Source organism: Halosimplex halophilum (assembly GCF_004698125.1).
Lineage (GTDB): Archaea > Halobacteriota > Halobacteria > Halobacteriales > Haloarculaceae > Halosimplex > Halosimplex halophilum.
This window is the reverse complement of record NZ_ML214298.1, coordinates 214,328-238,125: the sequence shown is the minus strand read 5'-3', so window position 1 is coordinate 238,125 and position 23,798 is coordinate 214,328. Positions and strand designations below refer to the sequence as shown.

Below are 23,798 nucleotides of genomic sequence, written 5' to 3'. Positions count from 1 at the left end.
CGCTCGGCCCGGAGAACCGCGCGCCCTCGGCGCGCGGACGATCGCTACTCCTGATCGGCCAGCCACGCCGACAGCCCCTCCGTGGACCACCTTTTTCTCCTCGGGTATCCTCGCTCGCTCCGCTCGCTGCGGGTACCGCTCGTCGAAAAACGTGGGCGAAAAAGCGGGCCTCGCTACGCTCGGCCCGGAGAACCGCGCGCCCTCGGCGCGCGGACGATCGCTACTCCTGATCGGCCAGCCACGCCAGCAGGCCCTTCTGGGCGTGCAGGCGGTTCTCCGCCTGGTCCCAGACGATGGCGTTGTCGCTCTCGATGACGGCGTCGGTGACCTCCTCGCCGCGGTGGGCGGGCAGGCAGTGCATCAGCGCGCGGTCGCCCAGCAACTCGGGCGTGATCTGGAAGCCCTCGAACGCGTCCAGTTTCTCCGCGCGCTCGTCCTCCTGGCCCATGCTGACCCACACGTCCGTATAGACCACGTCCGCGTCGGCGATGGCGGCCTCGGGGTCGGTCGTCGTCGCCGGCGCAGTCCCGAGCCCGTCGGCGCGCTTCAGCACGCCCTCGTCGACGCCGTAGCCCTCGGGGGTGGCGACGGTCAGGTCGAGCCCGGACATCGCCGCGCCGAGGACGAACGACTGGCAGACGTTGTTGCCGTCGCCGACCCACGCGACGGTCGGGTCCTCGAAGTGCTCGCGGATGGTCAGAAGATCCGCGAGCGTCTGGCAGGGGTGGGCGTCGTCGGTCAGCGCGTTGATGACCGGGACCTCGGCGTACTCGCCGAGTTCGACCACGTCGGCGTGGTCGTAGACGCGCGCCATCACGAAGTCGACGTAGCGACCGAGCGCCCGCGCGATGTCCTTCACCGGCTCGCGGCCGTGCAGGCCGATGTCGTCCGGACCGAGGAAGACGGCGTGACCGCCGAGCTGGGTCATCCCCGTCTCGAAGGACACCCGGGTTCGCGTCGACGGCTTCTCGAAGATCATCCCGAGTGTCTGGCCGTCCAGGAGATCCGTCGCGCCGGTCTCGCGGTAGTCGGCCTTGATCGCCGCCGCGCGGTCGAGGACGGCCGCCAGTTCGTCGGTCGTGAGGTCGTCGACGTCGAGGAAGTTCATTGTAGTCGCTCCGTCGCGGTCTCGAGGACGGTCACGGCGCGGTCGTACTCGGCGAGCGAGACGTGCTCGTCGGGGGCGTGGTCCAGATCCGAGTCGCCGGGCCCGTAGGTCACCATCGGACAGTCCCATTCCTGTGCGTACACGTTCATATCACTTGTGCCGGTCTTCCGCAGGAGCCGCGGGTCGCCGCCGACCTGCCGGACCGCCGCGCGGAAGGCTCGGGCCGCCGCGGTCCGGGGGTTCATCATCACCGGCTCGACCGCGTCGTGCCAGTGGACCGTCCCGTTCGCGAGGTGACCGTCGGCGATCTCGCGGACCTCCTCGGTGGTGTACTCCGGCGGGACGCGCAGCTGCACGTCGGCCGTCGCCTCGACGGAGAGCCCGTCGTCGGTGATCCCGCCCTCGAAGCTGATGGGCTTGGCCGTCACGCGCTCGAAGACGGGCACCCACTCGTCGTGGCCGAACTCCTCCTCGACGGCCGACCACCAGCCGATGGCGTCCTGGATCGCGTTGTTCTCCGGCCGGGAGGAGTGGCCCGACTCCGAGGTGGCGACGTAGGTGCCCGCGAGCAGCCCGCGGTAGCCGAGCGTGATGCCGTCCCAGCCCGAGGGCTCGCCGTTGACCACGGCGTCGGGTTCGGCGTCGCGGTCCTCGACGAGGTACCGGGCGCCCCGCGAGTCAACTTCCTCGCCGACGACGCCGACGAACGAGGCGCCGGTGCGGACGGCCGCGACGGCCATCGAACAGAGCGGGCCCTTCGCGTCGACGCTCCCGCGGCCCCACAGTTCTTCCTCGCCCGCCTCGTTCTCCTCGACGCGGACCGGGATGTCGCCCGGCACGGTGTCGATGTGGGAGGTCAGGAGGACGCTGTCGTCGGCCGGCGCGCGGACGTTGCCCACGTCGTCGACCCACACCTCGCGGTCGTGGCTCTCGAAGAAGTCGACGAGCACCTGCGCGGCGTCCGCCTCCTCACCGGTCACGGAGGGGGTGTCGACCACGTCGACCAGGAGGTCGCGGGCCTCCTCGTCGACGGGCACGTCGGGCGCCGGCTCCTCGCCGTCGCCCCCACCGCCGCCCTGCTCGCCGGCGCTCTCACTCATCGCCGACGACCTCCGCCATGGCGTCGACCACCTGGTCGACCTCCGCCTCGGTGACGGTCAGCGGCGGGAGGAACCGCACGACGGTCCGGCCCGCGGGCAGCGCCAGCACCTGGTGGTTCATCGCGAGTTGCTTCAGCGCGCGGTTGGCGCCGCGGCCGACCTCGACGCCGACCATCAGCCCCTCGCCGCGCACCTCGCGCACGTCGTCGCCGATCCGCCCTTCCAGGCGCTCCTGCATGTACGCGCCCACGTCGCCGGCGTGGCCCGGCAGGTCCTCCTCGACGATGGTCGAGACGGTCGCGCCGGCCGCCGCGGAGACGACGGGACCGCCCGAGAACGTCGAGGCGTGGCTGCCGTAGTTGTCGGCGATCCACTCGCGACAGAGCGTCGCGCCGACCGGGAAGCCGTTCCCGAGGCCCTTCGCGGCGGTGATCATGTCCGGGACGACGCCGGACTGCTCGGCCGCCCACAGCGTGCCGGTCCGGCCCATGCCGGTCTGCACCTCGTCGAATATCAGCGCCGCACCGGCGTCTTCGGTCTCCTCGCGGGCCCGCTGGAGGAACTCGGCGGAGGCGGGGTTGATGCCGCCCTCGCCCTGCACGGGTTCGACGATCACGGCCGCGGTCTCGTCGTCGACGGCCTCGGCGAGTTCCTCGCCGTCGTCGTAGGGGACGAACTCCACGTCGCCCATCAGCGGCTCGTACGGTTTCTTGTACTTGCTCTTCCAGGTCGTCGCCAGCGCCCCCATCGTCCGGCCGTGGAACCCCTGCATCGTCGCGACGATCTTCGAGTTGCCGGTGGCCGAGCGGGCGAACTTCAGCGCCGCCTCGTTGGCCTCCGTCCCCGAGTTGCAGAGCCACGTGTAGTCGATGGGGTCGGGCGCCGTGTCGGCGAGCCGCTCGTACAGCGCCGTCCGCGCGGCGTTGGGGTAGGAGGCCTGCACGTAGGTCAGCTTCTCGAACTGCTCGGTCACGGCGTCGTGGACCGCCTCGTGGCCGTGGCCCAGCGGGACGCAGGCGTAGGAGGCCCCGAAGTCGAGGTACTCGGTGCCGCCGTCGTCGTACAGGACTGTGCCGTCTCCCTCCTCGATCTGGATCGGTTTCTCCGAAAAGACGAATCCGCTCATGTGTCTCCCTCCGTCGTGTCCGCGTTGTCGTCCGCAGTCGTCTCGTCCGCAGTATCGGAAAGCGCCGACGCGTAGACGTGCGTGCCGCCGCCGTCGAGCGCCGACAGGATGGGGTCGTCGGCGTTGGCGTCCGCCACGACCACCTCGTCCGCACCGCCCTCGATGGCCTCCTGGATCGCCATCACCTTCCGCTCCATGAAGCCCTCGGCGGCGTCCTCGAGGGCGGCCCACTCGTCGGCCGTCTCGACGGACTCGATGAGGGTGTCGGGGTCGTCGGGGTCCGCGTAGATCCCCGCCACGTCCGTCAGCAGGACGAGCGTCGCGTCGACGGCGCCGGCGATGTGCGCAGCCGAGCGGTCGGCGTCGGTGTTGACCGGCACGATCTCCTCGTCGTCCTTGCCGGCCATCGGCGGGCTGGCGACCGGAGTGTAGCCGTCCGCAAAGAGCGTCTCCAGCAGATCGGAATTGACCTGCTTGATCGTGCCCGAGTGGTCCCCCCGCTTGATCTTGCGCTTGCCGTCGTCCATGACGCGCACGGCGGACTTGCGGGGGCCGTACAGCAGTTTGCCGTCGACGCCGTTCAGCCCCACCGCGTCGACGCCCTGGCTCTGCAGCCCCGCGACGAGTTGCGTGTTGAGGTGGCCGAACACCATCTCGAACACCTCCATGGTGTCCTCGTCGGTGAACCGGCCGACGACGCCCGACGGCGTCTCGACGTACTCCGGTTCGATGCCGAGGCGTTCGAGCGTCTCGTCGACGGCCGTGGAGCCGCCGTGAACCACGGCGACGTCCTCGTCCTCGTCGGTAAGCGATGCAACGTCCGCCAGGGCGCCCGCGGGGTCGACCGCGCGGGCGCCGCCGATCTTGACGACTGTAGTCACGAAAAATCACCTGCTCAGGGGGCGCCGACCGGGTGGAGGCCCCCGAACTCCAGCCCCGCCCGTTCCTCGATGCCGAGCGCGACGTTGGCGGCGTGGACCGCCTGCCCCGCCGAACCTTTCATCATGTTGTCGATCGCCGAGAAGACGACGAGGCGCCTGTTTCCGGGGTCGAGCTCGAACCCGACCTCCGCGCGATTCGTCCCCGCGACCGCCTTCGGCTCGGGGTAGCGGTAGACGCCGCCCCCGCCCGCGACGAGCTCGACGAACGGCTCCTCGTCGTACTCGCCGCGGTACGCTCCCCACAGGTCGCCCTTCGAGACGGGCTCGCCCGGGAAGACGTGACAGGTCGCGCTCGCGCCGCGGATCATGTCCACCGCGTGGACGGTAAAGGACACGTCCAGGCCGAGGAACTGCTCGATCTCGGCCTCGTGGCGGTGACCCGTCGGCGCGTACGGGCGGACGACGCCCGAGCGCTCGGGATGCGAGGAGGCCTCCCCGCCGCCGGCGCCGCCCTCCGACGAGCCGACCTTCACGTCGACGACGACCTGCTCGTCGCCGGTGAGGATGCCCTCCTCCACGAGCGGTTTGAGTCCCAGGATCGTCGCCGTCGCGTTACACCCGCCGGAGGCGATCAGCTCCGCGCCCGGCAGTTCCTCACGCGTCAGCTCCGGGAGCGCGTAGACGGCGTCGTCCAGCAACTCGGGGCGCGTGTGGCCGTCGTACCACTCGTCGTACTGCGCCTCGGTGTCGAGGCGGAAGTCCGCCGAGAGGTCGACGACGGTGTCGGCCGCGTCCCGGAAGCGGTCGATCTGCTCCATCGAGACGCCGTGGGGCGTCGCGGCGAACAGGGCGTCGACGCTCTCCAGGTCCTCGGGCGAGGAAAAGCGCAGGTCGAGGTCGCGCAGGTTCGGGTGGGCGTGGCCCACCGTCTTGTTCTCCTTCGAGCGGCTGGTCGCCTGGACGACCTCGAACTCGGGGTGGCCGGCGAGCAGGCGGAGCAGCTCCCCGCCCGTGAAGCCCGAGCCGCCGACGACCGATGCTGTGTAGCTCATAGCTGTGTCCTCATGTGGTCGCCTCGACCGCGTCGTCGGCCGCGGCGGTGGTCTCCAGCCAGTCGACGACCGTCGCCGGCACGTCGACGTCGGTGACCTCGTTCAGCGCCTTGAACTCGACGGTGTGGTTGACCTCGTGGACGGTGTACCCCGAGGGCTCGCCGTCGTCGTCGACGCCGGTCTCCATCAGGTCGATCCCCAGCAGGCCGCCGCCGACCGCGTCGCTGGCCTTCTTCACGAGCTCTTCCATCTCCGGTGTGATCTCGATCTCCGCCGTCTCGGCGCCCTTGGCGGCGTTGGTCAGCCAGTGGTCCGACGAGCGGACCATGCCGGCGACCGGCTCGCCGTCGACCGCGACGATGCGGATGTCCCGGCCCGGCTTGTCGACGAACTCCTGGATGTAGAAGACCTTGTGCTCGTAGTGACCGAGGGTCTCCTTGTGTTCGAGGATCGCCTCCGCGGCCGAGCGGGAGTCGATCTTCGCCATCAGGCGTCCCCACGACCCGATCACGGGCTTGAGGACGCACGGGTAGCCGAACGCCTCGATGCTCTCGAGGGCGGCGTCTTTCGTGAACGCCACGTCGGTCGTCGGCGTCGGAACGCCGGCCCCCTCCAGCGCGAGGCTGTTTTTCACCTTGTTCGCGCAGACCTCCGCCGTCTCGGCGGCGTTGACGACCGGGATGTCGTAGGCCTCGGCGAACCGGGTGGCGTACAGCGAACGGCTCGTCGCCAGACAGCGGTCGACGAGCACGTCGACGTCCTGCATGTCCTCGGGCGCGTCCGAGAGCCCGAAGCGCTGCTTGCGAACGTCGACCTTGACGACCTCGTGGTCGCGCTCGCGCAGCTCGTTCAGCAGGAGCTTCTCGTCCCGGCGGATCCGGGAGTAGAGGATGCCGACGTTCACTCTCACTCACCCCAGTCCTCTTCGAGCTCGGGGGCCGTCTCGAGGACTGGAGGTTCGGTGTCGACGACTTCCAGCTCCGCACCGCAGGTGCCACAGTCGACGATCTCTCCTATCTCGATGCCGTCGTGCAGGGTTACCTCCGCCCCGCACTCGACGCATTCTGCCATCGTAGTCCCTACTCACGCTGGGATACACTTAAAGGCTTCGAACCTATCAGACGAGAAGTATACGCGTACGCTCCGCTAAGCGCGTCGCGTGCCGTATTTCGTGGACAGTCCGTTCACTGTATCAGGTATATGGTAGTTCCCCTCGCGGGGGTCGTGGGAGCGGCTGCGGTCGGTGGTGGGGCGTGCGGTACGGGGCCGCCGGGCGGCCGACCTCAGACATAGTCGGCCACCGCCGTTTCGAGTCCGTCGAGCGCGCCGGTCACGGCGTCGCGGCGGCCGGCGACCGCCGCCTCGTCGGCCGCGAGGCGTTCCCGGGCGTCGTCGATCTGTGCAGTCACGGCCTCGGGGGCGGGTCCGCCCGGCGAATCGCGCATCGCCACGCTCTCGACGGGGTCGAGCGTCGCTTCCAGCGCCTCCTCGTCGACGTACGCCGTGAGCGGTTCGCCCAGGATCCTCTCCGCCGCTGCCTCCAGTTCGGCGATCTCCGGGGTATCCTGGCCGGGGTCGAGGTTCTCGGCGACCGACGCGACGACCTCGTGGGCCGTCCGGAAGGGCACCCCCGCCATCGCCAGCCGATCCGCCACGCCCGTCGCCGTCGAGAACCCGGCCGCCGCCTCCGCTTCGAGCACCTCGTCGTGCCACTCGGCGGTCGTGAGCGCGCCCGTCGCCACCTCCAGCGCGGGCGGCACCGAATCGACCGCGGTCCAGGCCGGCGGCGTCGCCTCCTGCAGGTCGATGTTGTACGACCGGGGCAGCCCCTTCAGCGTCGTCAACAGCCGCTGGAGCGCCCCCTGGGCCTCCCCGGCCGTGGCGCGGACGATCTCCAGCGTGTCGGGGTTCTTTTTCTGGGGCATGATCGACGACGTGGAGGCGTAGTCGTCGCTGATCTCCAGGTAGTCCCGGCCGCTGTAGACCACGAGATCCTCCGCCAGCCCCGACAGCGTCGTCGCCAGCGTCGTCAGCGCGCCCGTCGTCTCGACGAGGAAATCCCGGGAGGACGTGGCGTCCATCGAGTTCGCGACCGTCCCGTCGAAGCCCAGCAGTTCGGCGGTGCGCTCGCGGTCCACGTCGAACGGTGTCCCGGCGAAGGCGGCCGCACCGAGCGGCGACTGGTTCGTGGTGTCCAGCGCCGCGAGCAGCCGTTCCGTATCGCGGGCCAGCGGCCCCTCGTAGGACAGTATCCAGTGGGCCACGGTCACCGGCTGGGCGTACTGCAGGTGCGTGAACCCGGGCAGCAGCGTCTCGGTGTGGTCGGCGGCCGCGTCGAGCAACTGCTCGCGCGCCCCCACGACCGCCTCCAGCGCCTCGAAGAGATCCGAGCGCAGGCGATACCGGATGCAGGTCGCCACCTCGTCGTTGCGCGAGCGGGCGGTGTGCATCCGCCCGCCCTCGGGGCCGACGCGCTCGATTACGGCGGTTTCGATGGCCTCGTGGACGTCCTCGGCGTCGGGTAACTCGCCGTGGCCCGCCGCCTCCACGTCGTCCAGCGCCGCCAGGATGGCCGCGGCGTCCTCGTCGTCGACGATGTCCTGCTCGGCCAGCATCACCGTGTGGGCGCGGTCGACCTGCAGGTCGGCCTCGAAGATCCGCTGGTCGGCGGCCAGCGAGGACATGAACCCGCGCGCGGGGCCGCCCGAGAAGCGGTCGCGGCGGACCGCGGTCCCGCCGGTCGTCGCGTCGGTCTGGTCGGCCGCGCCGCTCGCGTCGGCCGCCTCGTCCGCGCCGAGGGTGCCCTCGCCGTCGGTCATCTCACTCGTCCGTGTCCTCGCCGCCGTCCGTGGCGGCCTCCGCCTGTTTCGCGGCCACGTTCTCGGCGACGCGGTTGGCCAACCGGGACTGGAAGCCGTGGTACTTCGCGACGCCCGTGGCGTCGTTCTGCTCGATGTCGTCGGTCACCGCCTCCTCGTTGAACGAGGCGGCGGACTCGCTGTAGACGGCGTACTCGCTGTCGCGGCCGACCGCGCGGGCCTGGCCGCCGTCGAGCTTGACCGTCACCGTGCCGGTGACCTTCCGCTGGGTCTGCTCGATGAAGCTCTCCAGGGCCTTCGTCAGCGGCGCCTCGACCAGGCCCTCGTAGCCCTTCTGGGCCCAGCGCTGGTCGACCTGCTGTTTGAACGCGCGCTCCTCCTGGGTCAGGACGAGCGACTCCAGGGCCTCGTGGGCCGTCAGCAGCACCGTCGCCGCGGGGTGCTCGTAGTTCTCCCTGACTTTCAGCCCGAGCATGCGGTCCTCCATGATGTCGGAGCGACCGACGCCGTGCTTGCCGGCGCGCTCGTTGAGGTCCTCGATGAGCGAAACGGCGTCCTGGTCCTCGCCGTCGACGGCGACGACCTCGCCCTGCTCGAACTCGACCTCGACGGTCTCCGGCTCGGCCGACCCGGGCGCCTGCGTCCAGTCGTAGATCTCCTCGCCGGGGACGTGGTTGGGGTCTTCGAGCTCGGAGCCCTCGACCGAGCGGCTCCAGAGGTTGGTGTCGATGCTCCAGCGGCCGCCGTCGCCGCCCTCGACGGGCAGGCCCTTCTCTTCGGCGTACTCGCTCTCCCACTCGCGGGTCAGGCCGAGTTCGCGGACGGGCGCGAGCACGTCCAGGTCGGAGGCGCGCCAGACGGCCTCGAAGCGGAGCTGGTCGTTGCCCTTCCCCGTGCAGCCGTGGGCCAGCGCGGTACAGCCCTGCTCTTCGGCGACTTCGAGGATCGCGTTGGCGATGACCGGACGGGCCAGCGCGGTCCCGAGGGGATAGCCCTGGTAGGAGCCGTTGGCCTTGACGGACTGCAGGCAGAGGTCGGCGAACTCCTGCTTGGCGTCGACGACGTAGTGGTCGAGGCCGAGTTCCTCGGCGGTCTCGCGGGCCTCGTCGAACTCCTTCGCGGGCTGGCCGACGTCGACGGTGACGCCGATGACGTCGTCGTAGCCGTACTCTTCTTTGATGAGCGGGACGCAGACTGTGGTGTCGAGCCCGCCGGAGAAGGCGAGCGCGACGGTGCCGGATGGGTCGGATGTCATGTGTTGTGTGGTCGCTGTCGGGTGAGATGTCCGCCCAGGACCCGACGGTGGCGGCAGTTGGAAACGAGACGTGGCGACGTGGAGAGGAGTAGTATCGGGCCTAACGGCCCGGTCGTCGTCGCCGCGGTCGTCGGGCGTCGACGCCTGCCGGCGCCGCCGTCCGACGCGCGAAAAGTCGGTCGGCGGACCCGCGGCTCGCCGCCGTCAGCGCGCCGGGAGCGCGGGTCGAAGCCATGTATCTGCTACTACCGACAAGTCGCTACTAAAAGGTTGCGAACCGCCGCTGTGGGCCCCGTGAGTCCGTCACAGGCGTCCGCGGCCGCGGCTCACGCGTCGGGCCCGTCCCCCTCGGCGTCGCCCCCTTCGACATCGTCCCCCTCGGCGTCGTCGGTCGCCCCGACCGCCCGGTCGTGCGCGGGCGCCTCGACCGACGCCACGAGCGAGACGCCGGCGGGCAGACCCCCGCCGCCCCCGCCGGACGTCCCCGCCGGCCAGCCCCCGCCCAGGCTATCGGGCGCGTCGGTCGGATCCGCCGTATCCGGCGCGTCCGTCGGATCCGCCGTATCCGGCGCGTCCGTCGGATCCGAGGTGTCGGGCGGGTCCGTCGGGTCCGGCGTGTCGTTCTGGTCCCCCGTCGGGGTCGAAGTCGGCGTGGCCGTCGGCGTCGGGACGGTCGTCGGAGTCGCTGTGGGTGTAGCAGTCGGTGTCGGGGTAGCAGTCGGTGTCGGGGTAGCAGTCGGTGAGGGTGTAGCAGTCGGTGTGAGTGTAGCGGTCGGTGTCGGGGTAGCAGTCGGAGTCAGAGTGGGGGTGGGCGACGGCGTCGGAGTGGGGCTCGCCGTCCCGCCCGATGAATCCGGCGCATCGGTCGGGTCCGGCGTGTCCGGCGCGTCCGTCGGATCCGGTGTATCCGGCGCGTCCGTCGGATCCGGCGTGTCCGGCGCGTCCGTCGGATCCGGTGTATCCGGCGCGTCCGTCGGATCCGGCGTGTCGGTAACTGTCGGTGTTGGTGTCGGCGTGGGGGGCGCGGTCGGGGTCGGGGATGCCGTCGGCGTCGGAGTCACAGTCGGCGTGGGAGACGCAGTCGAGGGCGTGTCGTCTCTGTCAGACCGGTCGTCGTCGTCCCGTTCGTTCGCTTCCTCGGGCGTCTCCGTGCGCCCCGGCGGTCCCGTGTCGTCAGGTGGACCGGCGTCGTCAGGTGGCCCGCCGTCGTCTCGCGGGCCAGCGTCGTCCGGCGGGCCGGTCCCGTCCGGCGGCCCCGTGCGGTTCTCGACGAAGGGGGGCGGCCCACCGAGGCCGGATCCGGCATTCCGTCCGGCGATCGTCCGCGCGATGGCGGCCACCTCCGGGCCGCTCAACTCGGCGGCCTGCGAGCGGAGCCGCTCGATCGCGCCGGGGTCGATACCGCGGGCCTCCAGCGCCGCGTCCGGCAGTCGCCGGGCGACGGAGTCGGTCCGGTTGATCTGCCGCTGGAGCGCCCGCTGGTTGGCGTGGACGGCCGCGATGCGCGCCCGGAACTCCCCCTCGCTCAGCGTGCCGTTCTCGTGAGCGCGGCGCAGTTCCGCCGCCCGTTCGTCGAGCGCGTCCAGCCGCGCCGCCAGGTCGTCGACCTCGGCGGCGACCACCGCCGCCGCCGACTCGTTCGAGCGCGCCGCGGCGACCCGCTGCCCGAACGCCCGCGCCTCGACCTCGCTCTCGAACTCGACCGCCTCGACGCCGACCACGCCCGCGAACCGCTCGCCCGGCGCCAGCGAGTCGTTGCCCGTTCCCTCCGCCGTGGCCTGCTGTGCCCCGGCCCCCGCGTCCGTCAGCGCCGCGACCGGCACGCCACCCACGGCTCCGAGGACCACCACGAGCGCCGCCACGGCGGGCGATACTTCGGCCATCGTTGTCCCCTTGTGCCGACGGCCCCATATAACTCCTCGACTTTCAACCCGGTTCAATCCCGATCAAGCCGGATTACCGCCGTCGGTCGTCCCGCCGCCGTCCCCCGGTACTCCTCCCCGATCCCGATAGCATCGGCGTGAAAGACCGAAAGCTACAAGTCGCTCTCCTCGGGCAGGGCGACGACGTTCTCGCGGCCGATGCGGAACGTCTCGACGGCGTCCTCCTCGCGGAGGGTGCCGACGACCTGGCTGGTCTTCGCGTCGGTCCAGTCGAACTCGCTCGCGATCTGCTGCTGTTTGATCCGCCCGCCGTTGTCCTCGACCAGCCGGATCACCCGCTCCTCGTTGCTCAGCAGTTCCGCCGGGGGTTCGTCGCTGTCGTCGGCCGCCTCGCCGTCGTCGGTCTCCTCGGCGGCGTCGCCCGCCCCGTCGGCGGCCCCGTTCTGGTCCGCCGCTGCCCCGCTCGCTCCGCTCGACGGGTCGGTCCCGGTCGCGCCGCCGATCGGGACCCCGTCGCGCGAGCGGTAGAGCCACCCGACGGCGCCGGCCGCGGCGACGAGCAGGAGCAGCGCCGCGGCGACCGCGGCCGTCGGCGGACCGCCCCCGGCGGGCGCGGCGACCACTCGCGGCTCGTTCGACCCGAAGTCGGCGGGGCCGCGCCAGGTGGCCGACCCGTTGCCGGTCTCGTCGGGGTCGGGCGTCACCGACTCCGGCTCGTAGCCGGCCGGCCACCCGAGCACGAGCGAGGACTCGCCGTCGAGGAAAAAGCCCGACAGCGAGTCGCCGATCCGCAGCCGGTCGCCGTCGGTCGCCGCGAAGTTCGTCCACGTGAACCGGTAGGTCAGGACGCCGTACTCCTGGGGGAGTTGCTCCCTGGTCGCGGCGACGCGGACGCCCTCCAGCGCCATCTCGCGACCGGTCCGGTTCTCGGCGCTGGCGACCGTCCGGCGCATGCCCGTCGCGAACTGGTCCGTGAACGACGACGGGTTCTCGCGCACGTCCGCCCGGACCGACTCGAAGGCCTCGGTCGTGTTCTCGTCGTCCAGTCGCACCCGGAACTCGACGGTCCACGCCGCGGTGCCGTTCTCGTCGACGGTCGCGCGCATCACCACCACGTCCGGGTCGACCGCCGACTGGAAGGCCGGCGGCGGCTCCGCCTGGGCCGCGATACCCCGGTCGGTCAGCGAGGGGTACCCCCGCTCGCCGGCGGCCCCGACGGCAGGCCCGACTGCCGACAGACACAGCAGCGCGACGGCGACTGACACCACGGCCCCCCGCGACGCGTCTCTCATCGTCACTCGCGTCGGAGCGAACCGCGGAAAGTCTTTCGTGGTCGCCCGCGCGTTCGGTTCGAGCGACAGGTTCCCGAAGACACTTGCCGGTCGCTCGCCACCGGGCGCCCATGGACACACGGGCGGACATCGAGGTCGAGACGCTGCTGAAGGTCGTGCTCGTGCTCGTCGTCGTCTGGCTCGCGCTGGAGGTCCTCGACGCCCTCACGGACCTGCTGCTGGGCGCGCTACAGCCGGTCGTCGGCCTCGTCATCGCCGCGCTGATCGTCCTCTGGCTGCTCGACCGGATCTGAGCGGGCCGCGGCCCGCGAGCGGCCGGAACGTATCGCCGCCCGCGAGCGACGGCCTTTTCGGCCGCTGGCCCCTCCTGACGTGCGTGTACAGCCTGAACGTCCCCGTGCCCGGGACGGTCGCCGCCCTCGCCCGCGACCTGGGGACCCGCCTCGGGACCGCCGACCTTCGCCAGCGCGGCGAGCACACCCTCGTCGCCAAGCGCCTCGGCCGCGGCGACGCCGCCCGCTACCACGAACTCGAAGCCCGCGCCCGCGAAGCCCTCCGCGGCGAACCCCCCTTCGAGGTGCGGGTCACCGGCGTCGACGTCTTCACCGACGTACCCCGCGGCGAGGGGCCCGTCGTCTACCTCGCCGTCGAGAGCCCCGGCCTCGTCGACCTGCACCGGCGGCTCTGCGAGCGCTTCGACCCCGTCGACGACGTGGAGGGCGACGACTACGTCCCCCACGTCACGGTGGCCCGGGGCGGCTCCGTCGAGCGGGCCGCGGGCCTCCGGGACACCCCCTTCGACCCCGTCGAGTGGACCGCCGAACGGCTGGAGTTCTGGGACGCCGAACGGTCCCAGTCCGTCAGCTCCGTGTCGCTGGGCTGAGTCGCCGCCCGGCGACCCCGCCGCGCAGGGGGGCCGTTCTCGCTACGGCTCCCCCGCAGCGTCTACGCCGCCGGTTCTTCCCGCTTCGCCGCGTCGACGGGCAGTTCGCGCGCCACGTCCTCGGGCGGAGCGTCGAACCGGTCGGGGTGCAGGAGGCCGGCGAGGTGTTCCAGCGTGTCGACCAGCCTGGGGCCGGGCCGGTTCACGTAGTAGTGGCCGTCCATCGCGTAGACGCGGCCGGACTCGGCGGCGGACAGATCCGCGAACCCCGGCCTGGCGGTCAGTTCGCCGGCGCTGTCGAGCGTCTGGTCGAGCCCGAACCCGCACGGCGCGGCGACGACGGCGTCGGGGTCGGCCTCCCGGACGCTCGCCCACTCGCGGGGCGTCGAGCGGTCGCCGGTGTCGGCCATCGGGTACGTGCCGCCCGCCGCCGCGACGAGTTCGGGCATCCAGTGGCCGGCGACCATGACGGGGTCGAGCCAGTCGAAGACGGCGACGCTCGGCCGGTCCTCGGCGGGGATCCCCTCCGTCCGCTCGCGGACGGCCGCGACCCGTTTCCGGAGGTCCGCGACCAGTTCGTCGGCCCGCGGCTCGCGGTCGAACACGTCGCCGAAGCGCTCGATGTCGGCGTAGAGGTCGTCGAGGCTGTGCACGTCGGTCGTGAGCACCTCGGCGTCGACGCCCGCCTCGGCGATGGCCTCCTCGACGAGGAGCGTGTCGACGGCGCACACGTCGCAGACGCCCTGGGTGACCACCACGTCGGGGTCGACTTCGGCGAGCGCGTCCAGATCGATCTCGTAGACGCCGCCGTGTTCCTGCTCGGCCTGTGCGACCTGTTCGTTGATCGCGGCACTCGGCTGGTCGGGGTCGACCCGCGAGCGGTCCAGCGTCGGTAACTCGGCGGCCGCGGGCGGCCAGTCGCACTCGTGGGAGACGCCGACGGGTTCGACCCCGAGGGCGTAACAGATCTCGGTGGCCGACGGCAGGAGGGAAGCGACGCGCATATCGGACGGTGGGAGCCGTCGGACGTAAAACCACGGTGGCCGCCACAGCGGGGGCGACGGGGGGACAGTCCGCCTCCCTCGGCCGTGTGTCTCCCTCCCAGCGAAGGGAAAGCTATAGCAACGTCGCTGTCCGACGTACGCGCATGACTGCCGGGACCGGAGAACAACGCGAGCGAGAGCGGGGGTTCGACCACGCGGAGATCGAGCCCCGCTGGCAGCGCACGTGGGACGAGGAGGGTGTGTTCCGCATCCCCGACGACGCCGAGGACCCCGAGTACGTCCTCGCGATGTTCCCCTACACGTCGGGCGATCTGCACATGGGCCACGTCCGCAACTACACCATCACGGACGCCTACGCCCGCTTCGAGCGGATGCGCGGCGAGAGCGTCCTGCACCCGATGGGCTGGGACTCGTTCGGCCTGCCCGCCGAGAACGCCGCCAACGAGCGGGACACCAACCCCCGCGACTGGACGATGGACTGCATCGACTCGATGAAGACCCAGCTGAAGGCGATGGGCTTCGGCTACGACTGGGAGCGGGAGGTCACCACCTGCGAGCCCGACTACTACCGCTGGAACCAGTGGCTGTTCAAGCGGTTCCGCGAGGAGGGGCTCGTCGAGCGCCAGGCCGCCGAGCTGAACTGGTGTCCCTCCTGCGAGACCGTCCTCGCGGACGAACAGGTCGAGGAGGGCCCCGGCGGCGCCGAGATCTGCTGGCGCTGTGACACCCCCATCGAGCACCGCGAGATGGACCAGTGGTTCCTGACGATCACCGACTACGCCGAGGAACTGCTGGAAGCGCTGGACGACCTGGAGGGGTGGCCGAACAACGTCCGCGAGATGCAGCGCAACTGGATCGGCCGCCAGGAAGGGGACAGCGTGGAGTTCGACCTCACGACCGGCGACACCGTGGAGATCTTCACCACCCGTCTGGACACCATCCACGGCGCGACGTTCTTCGCGCTCTCGCCGGGCCACGAGGTCGCCCAGCGACTCGCCGAGGAGAACGACGACGTGGCCGAGTACGTCGAGCGGGTCGAACACGCCGACGACGACGAGGTCGACGAGACCTCCGGCGTGTTCACCGGCGAGTACGCCGAAAACCCCGCGACCGGCGAGGAGATCCCGGTCTACGTCGCCGACTACGTGCTGGAGGACGTGGGCACGGGCGCGCTGTACGCCGTCCCCGCCCACGACGAGCGCGACCACGCCTTCGCCGAGAAACACGACATCCCGATCAAGCAGGTCGTCGAGCCGAAACCCGACGCCGAGACCGATCCCGAGGGCGTGGACGTGCAGGCGGAAGCCTACACGCCCGACGGTGTGCTCGTCAACAGCGGCGAGTACGACGGGCTGACGAGCGAAGAGGCCCGGGAGAAATTCGTCGACGTGTTCGACGGCGAGCACCGCGTCGAGTACCGCCTGCGCGACTGGGGGATCTCCCGCCAGCGCTACTGGGGCACGCCGATCCCGATGGTCCACTGCGAGGAGTGTGGCTTCGTCGAGGTGCCCGACGAGGACCTGCCCGTCGAACTGCCGGAGTTCGTCCACACGACCGGGAACCCACTCGACGCCGCCGAGGAGTGGAAGGAAGTCGAGTGCCCCGACTGCGGTGGGCCCGCGAAACGGGAAACGGACACGATGGACACGTTCGTCGACTCCTCGTGGTACTTCCTGCGGTACGTCTCGCCCGACGCCGACGAGGTCCCCTTCGACACCGAGCGGGCCAGCGACTGGATGCCCGTCGACCGCTACGTCGGCGGCATCGAACACGCCGTCATGCACCTGCTGTACGCCCGCTTCTTCACGAAAGTCCTCGACGACATCGACCTCGTCGACGGAGTCAGGGAACCGTTCACGAACCTGACCAACCAGGGGATGGTGCTGGGCGAGAACGGCAACAAGATGTCCAAGTCGAAGGGCAACGGCGTCTCGCCCCAGCGGATCATCGACGAGTACGGCGCCGACACGGCGCGGCTGTTCATCATGGAGGCCGCCCAGCCCGAGAAGGAGTTCGCCTGGAGCCCTGAAGGCGTCCGTTCCAGCTACCAGTTCCTCCAGAACGTCTACGGGCTGGCCGAGGAGGTCGCCGAGAGCGAGGGCGGCCTGGGCGCCGGCGACGCCGCCGACGCGGCGGGCGCCGTCGACGAGGACCCCGTCGCGGCCTACGTCGACCGGGAGATCGCCGCGACGGCCGCCACGGCCACCGCGGAGTTCGAGGACTTCCGGTTCAACCACGCGCTGCAGGCGACCCGGGACGTGGTCTCGCTGCTGCGCCGCTACCACGAACGGGAGGACGCCGACCCCGCCGTCGTCGAGCGGGGCGTGCGGACGGTCGTGAAGCTCCTGGGCCCGGTCGCGCCACACGTCGCCGAGGAGGTCTGGGAGCGGCTGGGCGGCGAGGGTCTGCTCGCCGAGGCCGAGTGGCCGGAGGCGGACCTGCCCGCCGACTACGAGGTGGCCAGCCGCCTAGTCGAGGACACCCGCGAGGACGTGCGCGACATCGTCGACACCGTCGGCATCGAGGACCCCGAGCGGATCACGCTCGCGGTCGCCCCCGAGTGGAAGACGCGCGCGCACGAACTCGCCCGCGAGTCCGACGCCGACAACCTGATCGGCGACCTGATGAGCCACGACGAGATCCGCGAGCAGGGCGACGCCGCCGCCGACTTCGCACAGGACCTGCAGGCCGAGCGCGAGGCGCTCTCGGACGTGCTCGCACCCGGGGCGGAGAAAGCGGCGCTGGAGCGGGCCGCGTGGCTGATCGAGGAGGAGTTCGACGCCGAGGTGGTCGTCCGGTCGGCCGACGAGGCCGACGACGACCTGGCGGGGAAGGCCGCGCCGGGCCGACCCGCGATCAACATCGAGTAAGCGGTCGGCCAGTGAGTCCCCGGCCGGCGACCGGGCCGCCGCCGACATGCGCGGCTGCCGCTCGTCCGTCTTCCGGGATCTGTGAGAAGTTCGCTCAGTGCCGACTCAGACGTCGTCGACCAGGTCCAGCGACGCGTCGGCGTCGTCGGTCAGTTCGACGGTGTCGCCGTAGGTGACCAGCCCCGCGTCCTCCAGTTTCGGCAGGTGGACGTGGTGGAGCGCGATGCGGGCGTCCTCCCGGGAGCGGTCGTCGTTCCACGTCGCGAGCGCGCCGGCGAGGGGGTCGAGGGCCGGCGGCGTCTCCCGCTGGGCGAGATGCGAGAGCACGAACCGGCGGTCTGCGTTCGAGAGGACGGCGAACAGCGCGTCCGTCTCGTCACTCGCTGTGGCGTCGGCGGCCGGTTCGAGGGCCTCGTGGTGGTTGCGTCCCATCTGTATGGGAGCATACCCCCGTACGGTATTCAGTCGCGTGGCTAAACGGTTAGTGTCACTCGTCCGTCGGCTCGTCGCCGAAGCGGGCGGCGAGTAGCTTCCGCTCGGCGACCCTGAGATGCCTGTGGAAGGTGGGCGCGGAGACGCCCAGCGACTCGGCGACCTCCTCCCCGGTGGACTCGCGGGGCCACTCGAAGAAGCCGGCGTAGTAGGCGGTCTCCAGGGCGGTCCGCTGGCGTTCGGTCAGGTCGGCGTCGAGCGAGGTCCCCGAGGGGACCGAGTCGGTCCCCGCGCGTTCCCGGTCGCGCTGGGCGCGGACCTCGATGCCGTCGAAGGCCTCGCGGAGCGCCTCGACGACGGCGCGTACGTCGGCCGCCACCGGGAGTTCGGCCACGATCTCGCAGCTGCCGCCGGTCGCCGACGCCGACCGGACCGCGCCGCCGTGGCTCGCGACGACGCCGAACGCGCTCCCGGCGTCGAGCGTCGCCTCCAGCAGGCACTCCCCGTCGGGACCGACGCTGACGACGCGGGCCGACTCGACGCCCGCGAACCCGTCGGCGAACCCGAGCACGTCGTCCGGGTCCGCCCCCGCGACGGTCAGGTAGTAGCGGAACGTCTCGTCGGCCTGGACGGTCGCGCCCTCGAAGGCCACCTCGCAGTCCAGCGCGGCCGACAGCGCCGAGAAGAAGTGGCGGTCGTCGTCGACCGCCAGCCGCAGTTCCGTCACGCGGTCGGCCACCAGCGCCTGTCGGGTGGTCACCGCGTTGATCGCGTGGCCGATCGTCGCCCCGAGCTCGCCGAGCACCGCCTGCTCGGTGGCGTCGAAGACCCCCGGTTCGTCCGCGTAGACGGTCAACACGCCGTAGATCGTCCCGTCGTACACCAGCGGGACGCTGGCCGCCGAGCGGACCCCGTGGGCGGCGGCGGCCGCCCGCGCCCCCTCGAAGGCCGGGTCGGTGTTCACGTCGTGGGTGACCTGCACCGACCGCGACCGGATCGCACGGCTCGCGGGCCCGGAACCGACGGGTTCGGACGACCGCGTGACCGAGATCGCGTCGAGGTAGTCGGCCACGTCGCCGCCGTGGGCCCGCGGGGTCACCTCGTCGCTGCCGGCGCTCACGTCGCCGATCCAGGCCGCCAGGTACGGGTCGGCCGCGGCCAGCGCCTCGCAGACCGCCTCGTCGATCTCCCGGCGCGTCGTCGCCCGCACCAGCGCCTGGTCGATCCCCCGGATGACGGCGTTGATCCGGTCGAGGCGTTCGAGCTGCTCGTTCTGCTCGCGCAGGCGGCGCTCGCGCTCCTTCTGTCCGGAGATGTCCTCGACGACCACCACCACGCGGTCGCCGCCCTCGCCGTCGGTCAGCGGCGCCGCGCTGACCCGCACCCAGACGCGCGAGCCGTCCGCCCGCTCGACCCGCTGTTCGACCTCCGTCACCGGCCGCCCGGCGTCCCGGGCCCGCTGGAACACCCGCTCGTCGGGCGGGACGGGGTCGCCGTCGGCGTCCAGCAGCCGCCAGGCGTCGGTGTCCCGGTCGTCGCCGACCACCGTCGCGGGGTCGACGCCCAGGATCTCGCCCGCCCGGTCGTTCATCCGCTCGATGACGCCCGCCGCCGAGAGCACGACCAGGCCCGTCGGGACCGTCCGCAGCAGCTGCTCGGTCAGGTCCCGCTCGCGGCGGCGCTCGATCCGTTCGGCGTGACGGTCGGACACGTCGCGGACGACGGCGGTCAGTAACTGCCGCTCGCCGTCCCGGTGGGCCCGCAGCGACAGCTCGACCGGGACGAGCCGGCCGTCGCGGTGCCGACAGACGGTCTCGATCCCCTCCCACTCCGTCGGCGCCTCCGGCCCCGACCGCAGCGCCTCGAAGGCCTCGCGGACCCGCGGCCGGTCGCCCCCCGGCAGGAACGCCGTCACCGACCGGCCGACCAGCGACTCGGGCTCGTGGCCGAACACCTCCGCCGTGGCCGGGTTGGCGAAGACGATCCCGCCCGTCTCGTCGACGGTCACGACCGCGTCCGACGCGCTCTCGACCAGCGCCCGGAAGAACCCCTCGTCCGCGACGACCGACGGGTCGCAGGCGCAGTCCCCGCTCGTCCCCGAACGCTCCCCCTCTGTCCGTGTCATTCCTCGGCCGCTACTGGTCGCCCCGCCCGTAAATATGTCAGGTTATTAATTGGTTGGTGGAGGTGGGCGAAGCCGCACGTACCCGACAAACGTGCGGAACGCGAGAGCGGCGTGGACGCCAGCGGGCGCGCTCGGAACCGCGTCCCGACGGGTCAGGCGGAGGGCGCGGCGTCCCGCGGTTCGCCGGCCGCGTCGTCGGCGGTGTCGCCCGCGGGGTCGGTAGCGTCCGCGGCGTCGGTATCGTCGGTCACCTGCGGGCGCTGCGGGGCGATGACGGTCTCGCCGCCGTAGAGCCGGTGGCCCACGTCGACGGTGAGGTCGTCGGGGTCGTACTCGGGCGGGAACACCATGTCGAAGCGACTGCCGAAGGAGATGTGCCCGATGCGCTGGCCGCGAGCCACATCCTGGCCGGGGTCGACGTAGGAGTAGGTCCGGCGGGCGAACGTGCCGGCGATCTGTTCGAGGGTGTAGTCCTCGAACTCGAAGCGCAGCCGCTCGTTCTCCTCGGCGTCCTTCGTGAACGCGAGCTTGTTCGCGCCCGGAATGTGCTCGACGTTCTCGACGGTCCCGTCCATCGGCGCGCGGTTGATGTGTACGTCCCAGCCGCTCATGTAGATGCCCAGCCGGAGCCCGTCTTCCTCCTCCCGAACGACGGTCACCTTGCCGTCGGCGGGCGCGACGACCCCCTGCGGCGGGACGACCCGCGCGGGGTCGCGGTGGAAGTAGACCACGCCGACCGCGGCGACGACGCAGACGCCGCTCGCGACCCGGGAGAACGGGAAGACGACGGCCGCGGCGACGACCGCGAGGACGGCGTACCTGAGGCTGCCGTTCGCGACACTCATTGGCGGTACTGCGGTCCGTTCCGGTGATAAGCCTTCTGAACGGCGGGGTCGGCCGCCGGTCGCGGCGGGCAGTCTATCGGCGGTCCTCTCAGTCCTCCAGCGAGACGACGCCCGTCTCGACGAGGTCGGCGAGGACGTTCCGCGCGTGGCCGTCGGGGTCGACGCCGGTGTAGACCGCCTGGACCGACCCGCCGACGACGACGAACGTCGTCCGGCTCGCGACGCCCCGCGTCCGCTCCACGTCGAAGGCGTCGACGACCGCGCCGTCGGGGTCGGCCAGCAGGTCGAACTCGATCCCGTACTCGGCGGCGAACTCCGCGTGGGAGTCGGCGTCGTCGACGGAGACGCCGTAGACGGTCACGCCCGCGTCGCGGTAGGTCTCCAGCTCCGCCTGGAACTGCTCGGCCTCGGTCGTGCAGCCGGGCGTGTCGTCCTTCGGGTAGAAGTACACCACCGAGACGCCCGACCAGTCGGGTTCGACCGTCTCGCCGTCCTGGTTCGGGGCCGCTACCTCGGGCGCCGGGTCGCCGGGTTCGAGTACCATACCGGCGACTCGGCCCGCCCGCGAAAGCCGTTTGCGGTTCCGGCGGCCTCGCGGTTCCGGCGGCCGGCCGCGTCGCCCGCACCCGCGGGCGCTCCGCGGCGGCCGGGCGCGGCCGCGGCAGTGCGCGAGCGGCGTCAGTTGACGGGGATGTCGGTGCCGTCGTCGTCGCTCGTCGTCTGCTTCGGGAGCGTGACGGTCAGCACGCCGTTCTCGTAGGTGGCGCTGGCCTCGGACTCGACGACGGGCTCGGGGAGGCCGACCCGTCGGGTGACCGACTCGCTGTGTCGCTCCCGGGTGACGTAGCGGTCGGCCTCCTTGACGGACTCGGTCTCGCGGCTGGCCGACAGCGAGAGCGTCGTCGAGTCGGTCAACTGCACGTCGATGTCCTCGCGCTCGTAGCCCGGCAGGTCGGCGACGGCGACGAACTCGTCGCCGGTGTCGGCCACGTCGACCGCCAGGTCGCCCGACGGTTCGAGCCCGCCGGTCATCACGTCGATCAACTCCTCGATGTCGCCGAACGGGTCGGTGGATCGTGTCATCTCGCCCAGGACTACGCGGGGAATCGCCTTAAGCCCGTGGCGGAGCGCCGTCGGCCAGTCAGTCCAGCACCGTCTCGCTGTCGTAGGAGCCCAGGCGGCGGACCCACCCCTCGTCGGCGATGGCCTCGATCTCCGAAAGCGCTGCCTGGGTTCGCTCCTCGTAGAGGCCGGCCTCGACGTCGATGTGGAAGACGTAGTCGCCCAGCCGCTCGCCGCTGGGGCGGGACTCGACGCGCGTGAGGTTGATGTCCCGGTCGGCGAACGGCTCCAGGAGTTCGAGCAGCAGCCCGGGGTAGTCGACGTTCGGGTAGACGATGAAGGAGGTCTTCGAGCCGGCCTCGCTGCGCTCGCTCGCGGGCGCGACGACGAGGAATCGGGTGGCGTTCGACGACTGGTCCTGGATGTCCTCGGCGACCACCCGGAGTTCGTCGTCCGCGTTCTGCGGGTGGCCGATGGCGGCGACGCCCGGGTCCTCGCGGGCGCGCTCGACGCCGGCGGCCGTCGAGGTCATCGACTCCAGGGTGGCGCTCGGGTAGTTCCGATCGAGGTACTCGCGACACTGCGCGAGCGCCTGCGGGTGGCTGGCCACCACGTCGAACTCCGGCCCCTGTGCGATGAGCGCGTGGCGGATGGGCGTGATGAGCTCGCGGACCGCGGCCACGTCGAACTCGGCGAACGCGTCGAGCGACTCCGTGACGGGCCCCTCGGTGCTGTTCTCGACGGGGACGACCCCCCGCTCGTACTCGCCGCTCGCGACCGCCTCGACGATGGCCGTCTTCGAGTCCGTGAAGACCACCTCGTCGGCCACCGCCTTCGCCGCCCGGTGGGAGTAGGTCCCCGCCGGACCGAGCGTCAGTGCTTCCATTACCCCCCGGTTCGCCGCTCGCCGTGAAAAGCGTCGTGGTCGGTCGCGGGCGGATTACAGACGACCTGAGCCGAGCACTGTACGCGTCACGTCCCTTCGTGTCGTTCGAGGTAGTCTTCCACGTCGACGACCGCCGTCGTCGCCTCGTGCGTGAGGTCGCCGTCACAGGAGACGACTGGCGCGTCTAACTCCTCACCTGTCGCGGCGACGAGCGCGTCGACGTCGTCGAGATAGGGGCCCTGCGACCCGATCTCGTCCGCGATTCGCGCCGCCGAGATGGCGAGTCGGTCGTCGACACCGTATACGTCAGTCCACGCCAGTGCCTCGATAGCTTCGTCGACATCGCCCGTCGGATGATTGCCGACGCCGACGAGAGCCTCCGCGTACGCCGGTGCGGGTGCGATCCAGCGGTTGTCGGAACCACCGTTCGCCTCGTAGTACGACTTCGCTTCCGGGACCCCGCTCAGATAATCGATGAGGTAGTTCGCGTCGAGGACCCTCACGCGTCCTCCAGTCGGCGCATCCGGTTCTTCCGTTCCTCCTTGGCTCGCTCACGTCGCTCTCGGATCTCGTCACCGGTCTCGTCCGAGAGAACGCCGAACCCATCGTCGAACGAGGTGTCCGCGTTCTCCGGAAGCAGGCGCTCGAGGACGTCGTTGTAGCTTTCCCCTTCGCGCCGACGCCGGTCGAGTTCGCGTTTCACCCGGTCGCTCACCCGGATCTGCTCGTCCGCTGTCGCCATTGTCACGTTGACATTCGCGTTGACAGCGTTTAATCGTTGGGCCGGAATCGGTACTAGCCTCGGTCTCGACGGCCCGTGGACGCCTCACTCCTCGTCGGCGGCCTCGACGCGGCCGGCGTACTTCTCCAGTTCGGCGGCGAGTTCGCGGGCCTGCTCGGCCGACAGTTCGACGTGGTCGGCGTGGGCGGTCACCTCGTCGAGGTCGGTGTTGTCCATCTCGACCTGCAACTCGACGTGGTCGGGGTCGTCGCGGCTGTCGGTGGTGACGTTCAGGACGGTCAGCGCCTCCTCCTCGAAGCCGTGGCCCTCGACGCGGCCGTCGAGGAGGTCGAAGGTGGTGTAGGCGTTGACCTTGAGGATGCGGTCGACCATACCGTCGGTCGGCGGGCCAGCCACTTAAGCGACCGCGGGTCGGTCGCCGCGAGCACGGCGC

24 protein-coding genes are annotated in these 23,798 nt (G+C 71.2%); 3 read left to right on the top strand and 21 right to left on the bottom strand.

Features of this window, described 5'->3' with window-relative positions; translation table 11 throughout:
- Window positions 1-220 precede the first annotated feature (220 nt).
- The 11 genes from argF to E3328_RS12285 form a co-directional block, all read right to left on the bottom strand.
- Window positions 221-1,108, bottom strand: a complete 888-nt coding sequence (gene argF / locus E3328_RS12335; RefSeq protein ID WP_135364942.1) for an ornithine carbamoyltransferase — start codon at window positions 1,106-1,108, stop codon at window positions 221-223.
- Window positions 1,105-2,208, bottom strand: coding sequence for a [LysW]-lysine hydrolase (locus tag E3328_RS12330; RefSeq protein ID WP_246023005.1), 1,104 nt, complete (start codon window positions 2,206-2,208; stop codon window positions 1,105-1,107). Before E3328_RS12330 ends, argF begins: the two co-directional genes overlap by 4 nt.
- On the bottom strand, window positions 2,201-3,334 hold the full coding sequence (locus E3328_RS12325; RefSeq protein WP_135364941.1) for an aspartate aminotransferase family protein: 1,134 nt from the start codon (window positions 3,332-3,334) through the stop codon (window positions 2,201-2,203). The genes E3328_RS12330 and E3328_RS12325 overlap by 8 nt, the downstream gene beginning before the upstream one ends.
- Window positions 3,331-4,215: an acetylglutamate/acetylaminoadipate kinase gene (locus tag E3328_RS12320; protein WP_135364940.1), complete on the bottom strand. Its 885-nt coding sequence runs from the start codon at window positions 4,213-4,215 to the stop codon at window positions 3,331-3,333. Before E3328_RS12320 ends, E3328_RS12325 begins: the two co-directional genes overlap by 4 nt.
- Window positions 4,216-4,229: 14 nt before the next feature.
- Complete coding sequence (argC, locus tag E3328_RS12315) at window positions 4,230-5,267, bottom strand: N-acetyl-gamma-glutamyl-phosphate reductase (protein ID WP_135364939.1); 1,038 nt, start codon at window positions 5,265-5,267, stop codon at window positions 4,230-4,232.
- A gap of 10 nt (window positions 5,268-5,277) precedes the next feature.
- On the bottom strand, window positions 5,278-6,171 hold the full coding sequence (gene lysX / locus E3328_RS12310; protein ID WP_135365718.1) for a lysine biosynthesis protein LysX: 894 nt from the start codon (window positions 6,169-6,171) through the stop codon (window positions 5,278-5,280).
- A gap of 2 nt (window positions 6,172-6,173) precedes the next feature.
- Window positions 6,174-6,338: a lysine biosynthesis protein LysW gene (lysW, locus tag E3328_RS12305; RefSeq protein ID WP_006882170.1), complete on the bottom strand. Its 165-nt coding sequence runs from the start codon at window positions 6,336-6,338 to the stop codon at window positions 6,174-6,176.
- 212 nt (window positions 6,339-6,550) lie between these two features.
- Complete coding sequence (gene argH / locus E3328_RS12300) at window positions 6,551-8,086, bottom strand: argininosuccinate lyase (RefSeq protein ID WP_135364938.1); 1,536 nt, start codon at window positions 8,084-8,086, stop codon at window positions 6,551-6,553.
- Between the two features lies 1 nt (window position 8,087).
- Window positions 8,088-9,341, bottom strand: coding sequence for an argininosuccinate synthase (locus E3328_RS12295; RefSeq protein ID WP_135364937.1), 1,254 nt, complete (start codon window positions 9,339-9,341; stop codon window positions 8,088-8,090).
- A gap of 326 nt (window positions 9,342-9,667) precedes the next feature.
- Entirely contained in the window at window positions 9,668-11,224 is a 1,557-nt protein-coding gene (locus tag E3328_RS22545) for a DUF7096 domain-containing protein (RefSeq protein WP_135364936.1), read from the bottom strand.
- A gap of 152 nt (window positions 11,225-11,376) precedes the next feature.
- A complete protein-coding gene (locus E3328_RS12285; RefSeq protein ID WP_135364935.1) occupies window positions 11,377-12,516 on the bottom strand; it encodes a helix-turn-helix transcriptional regulator in 1,140 nt (379 codons plus the stop codon).
- A gap of 110 nt (window positions 12,517-12,626) precedes the next feature.
- Here E3328_RS12285 and E3328_RS12280 point away from each other — a divergent pair, with 110 nt between their 5' ends.
- Window positions 12,627-12,809 (top strand): DUF7554 family protein, encoded by a 183-nt coding sequence (locus E3328_RS12280; protein ID WP_135364934.1) that lies wholly within the window; start codon window positions 12,627-12,629, stop codon window positions 12,807-12,809.
- Window positions 12,810-12,892: 83 nt separating this feature from the next.
- Window positions 12,893-13,399 carry a 2'-5' RNA ligase family protein gene (locus E3328_RS12275; RefSeq protein ID WP_135364933.1) on the top strand — a complete coding sequence of 169 codons (507 nt, stop codon included), beginning with the start codon at window positions 12,893-12,895 and terminating at the stop codon, window positions 13,397-13,399.
- Window positions 13,400-13,461: 62 nt separating this feature from the next.
- On the opposite strand, the gene E3328_RS12270 is transcribed toward E3328_RS12275, so the two are convergent.
- Window positions 13,462-14,403, bottom strand: coding sequence for an ABC transporter substrate-binding protein (locus tag E3328_RS12270; RefSeq protein WP_135364932.1), 942 nt, complete (start codon window positions 14,401-14,403; stop codon window positions 13,462-13,464).
- A gap of 143 nt (window positions 14,404-14,546) precedes the next feature.
- Between E3328_RS12270 and leuS the strand changes: the two genes are divergently transcribed.
- Window positions 14,547-17,273: a leucine--tRNA ligase gene (leuS, locus tag E3328_RS12265; protein WP_135364931.1), complete on the top strand. Its 2,727-nt coding sequence runs from the start codon at window positions 14,547-14,549 to the stop codon at window positions 17,271-17,273.
- Between the two features lie 105 nt (window positions 17,274-17,378).
- Here the strand turns inward: leuS and E3328_RS12260 are convergent, their stop codons facing one another.
- The 9 genes from E3328_RS12260 to E3328_RS12220 form a co-directional block, all read right to left on the bottom strand.
- Window positions 17,379-17,705, bottom strand: coding sequence for a DUF7344 domain-containing protein (locus E3328_RS12260; RefSeq protein ID WP_135364930.1), 327 nt, complete (start codon window positions 17,703-17,705; stop codon window positions 17,379-17,381).
- Between the two features lie 55 nt (window positions 17,706-17,760).
- Entirely contained in the window at window positions 17,761-19,830 is a 2,070-nt protein-coding gene (locus E3328_RS12255; RefSeq protein ID WP_135364929.1) for a bacterio-opsin activator domain-containing protein, read from the bottom strand.
- Between the two features lie 152 nt (window positions 19,831-19,982).
- Window positions 19,983-20,675: a protein sorting system archaetidylserine decarboxylase gene (locus E3328_RS12250; protein WP_135364928.1), complete on the bottom strand. Its 693-nt coding sequence runs from the start codon at window positions 20,673-20,675 to the stop codon at window positions 19,983-19,985.
- An 88-nt stretch (window positions 20,676-20,763) separates the two neighbouring features.
- The gene (locus E3328_RS12245; protein WP_135364927.1) at window positions 20,764-21,219 is read right to left on the bottom strand and encodes a peroxiredoxin; all 456 of its coding nucleotides are present in this window, start codon (window positions 21,217-21,219) and stop codon (window positions 20,764-20,766) included.
- Window positions 21,220-21,353: 134 nt separating this feature from the next.
- Window positions 21,354-21,758 (bottom strand): Hsp20/alpha crystallin family protein, encoded by a 405-nt coding sequence (locus E3328_RS12240; RefSeq protein ID WP_135364926.1) that lies wholly within the window; start codon window positions 21,756-21,758, stop codon window positions 21,354-21,356.
- Window positions 21,759-21,816: 58 nt separating this feature from the next.
- A complete protein-coding gene (gene pheA, locus E3328_RS12235; RefSeq protein ID WP_135364925.1) occupies window positions 21,817-22,623 on the bottom strand; it encodes a prephenate dehydratase in 807 nt (268 codons plus the stop codon).
- Window positions 22,624-22,709: 86 nt separating this feature from the next.
- On the bottom strand, window positions 22,710-23,126 hold the full coding sequence (locus tag E3328_RS12230) for a PIN domain-containing protein (protein ID WP_135364924.1): 417 nt from the start codon (window positions 23,124-23,126) through the stop codon (window positions 22,710-22,712).
- Complete coding sequence (locus tag E3328_RS12225) at window positions 23,123-23,365, bottom strand: antitoxin VapB family protein (RefSeq protein ID WP_135364923.1); 243 nt, start codon at window positions 23,363-23,365, stop codon at window positions 23,123-23,125. The genes E3328_RS12230 and E3328_RS12225 overlap by 4 nt, the downstream gene beginning before the upstream one ends.
- Before the next feature lie 84 nt (window positions 23,366-23,449).
- Window positions 23,450-23,737 carry a DUF6360 family protein gene (locus E3328_RS12220; protein WP_135364922.1) on the bottom strand — a complete coding sequence of 96 codons (288 nt, stop codon included), beginning with the start codon at window positions 23,735-23,737 and terminating at the stop codon, window positions 23,450-23,452.
- Window positions 23,738-23,798 lie beyond the last annotated feature (61 nt).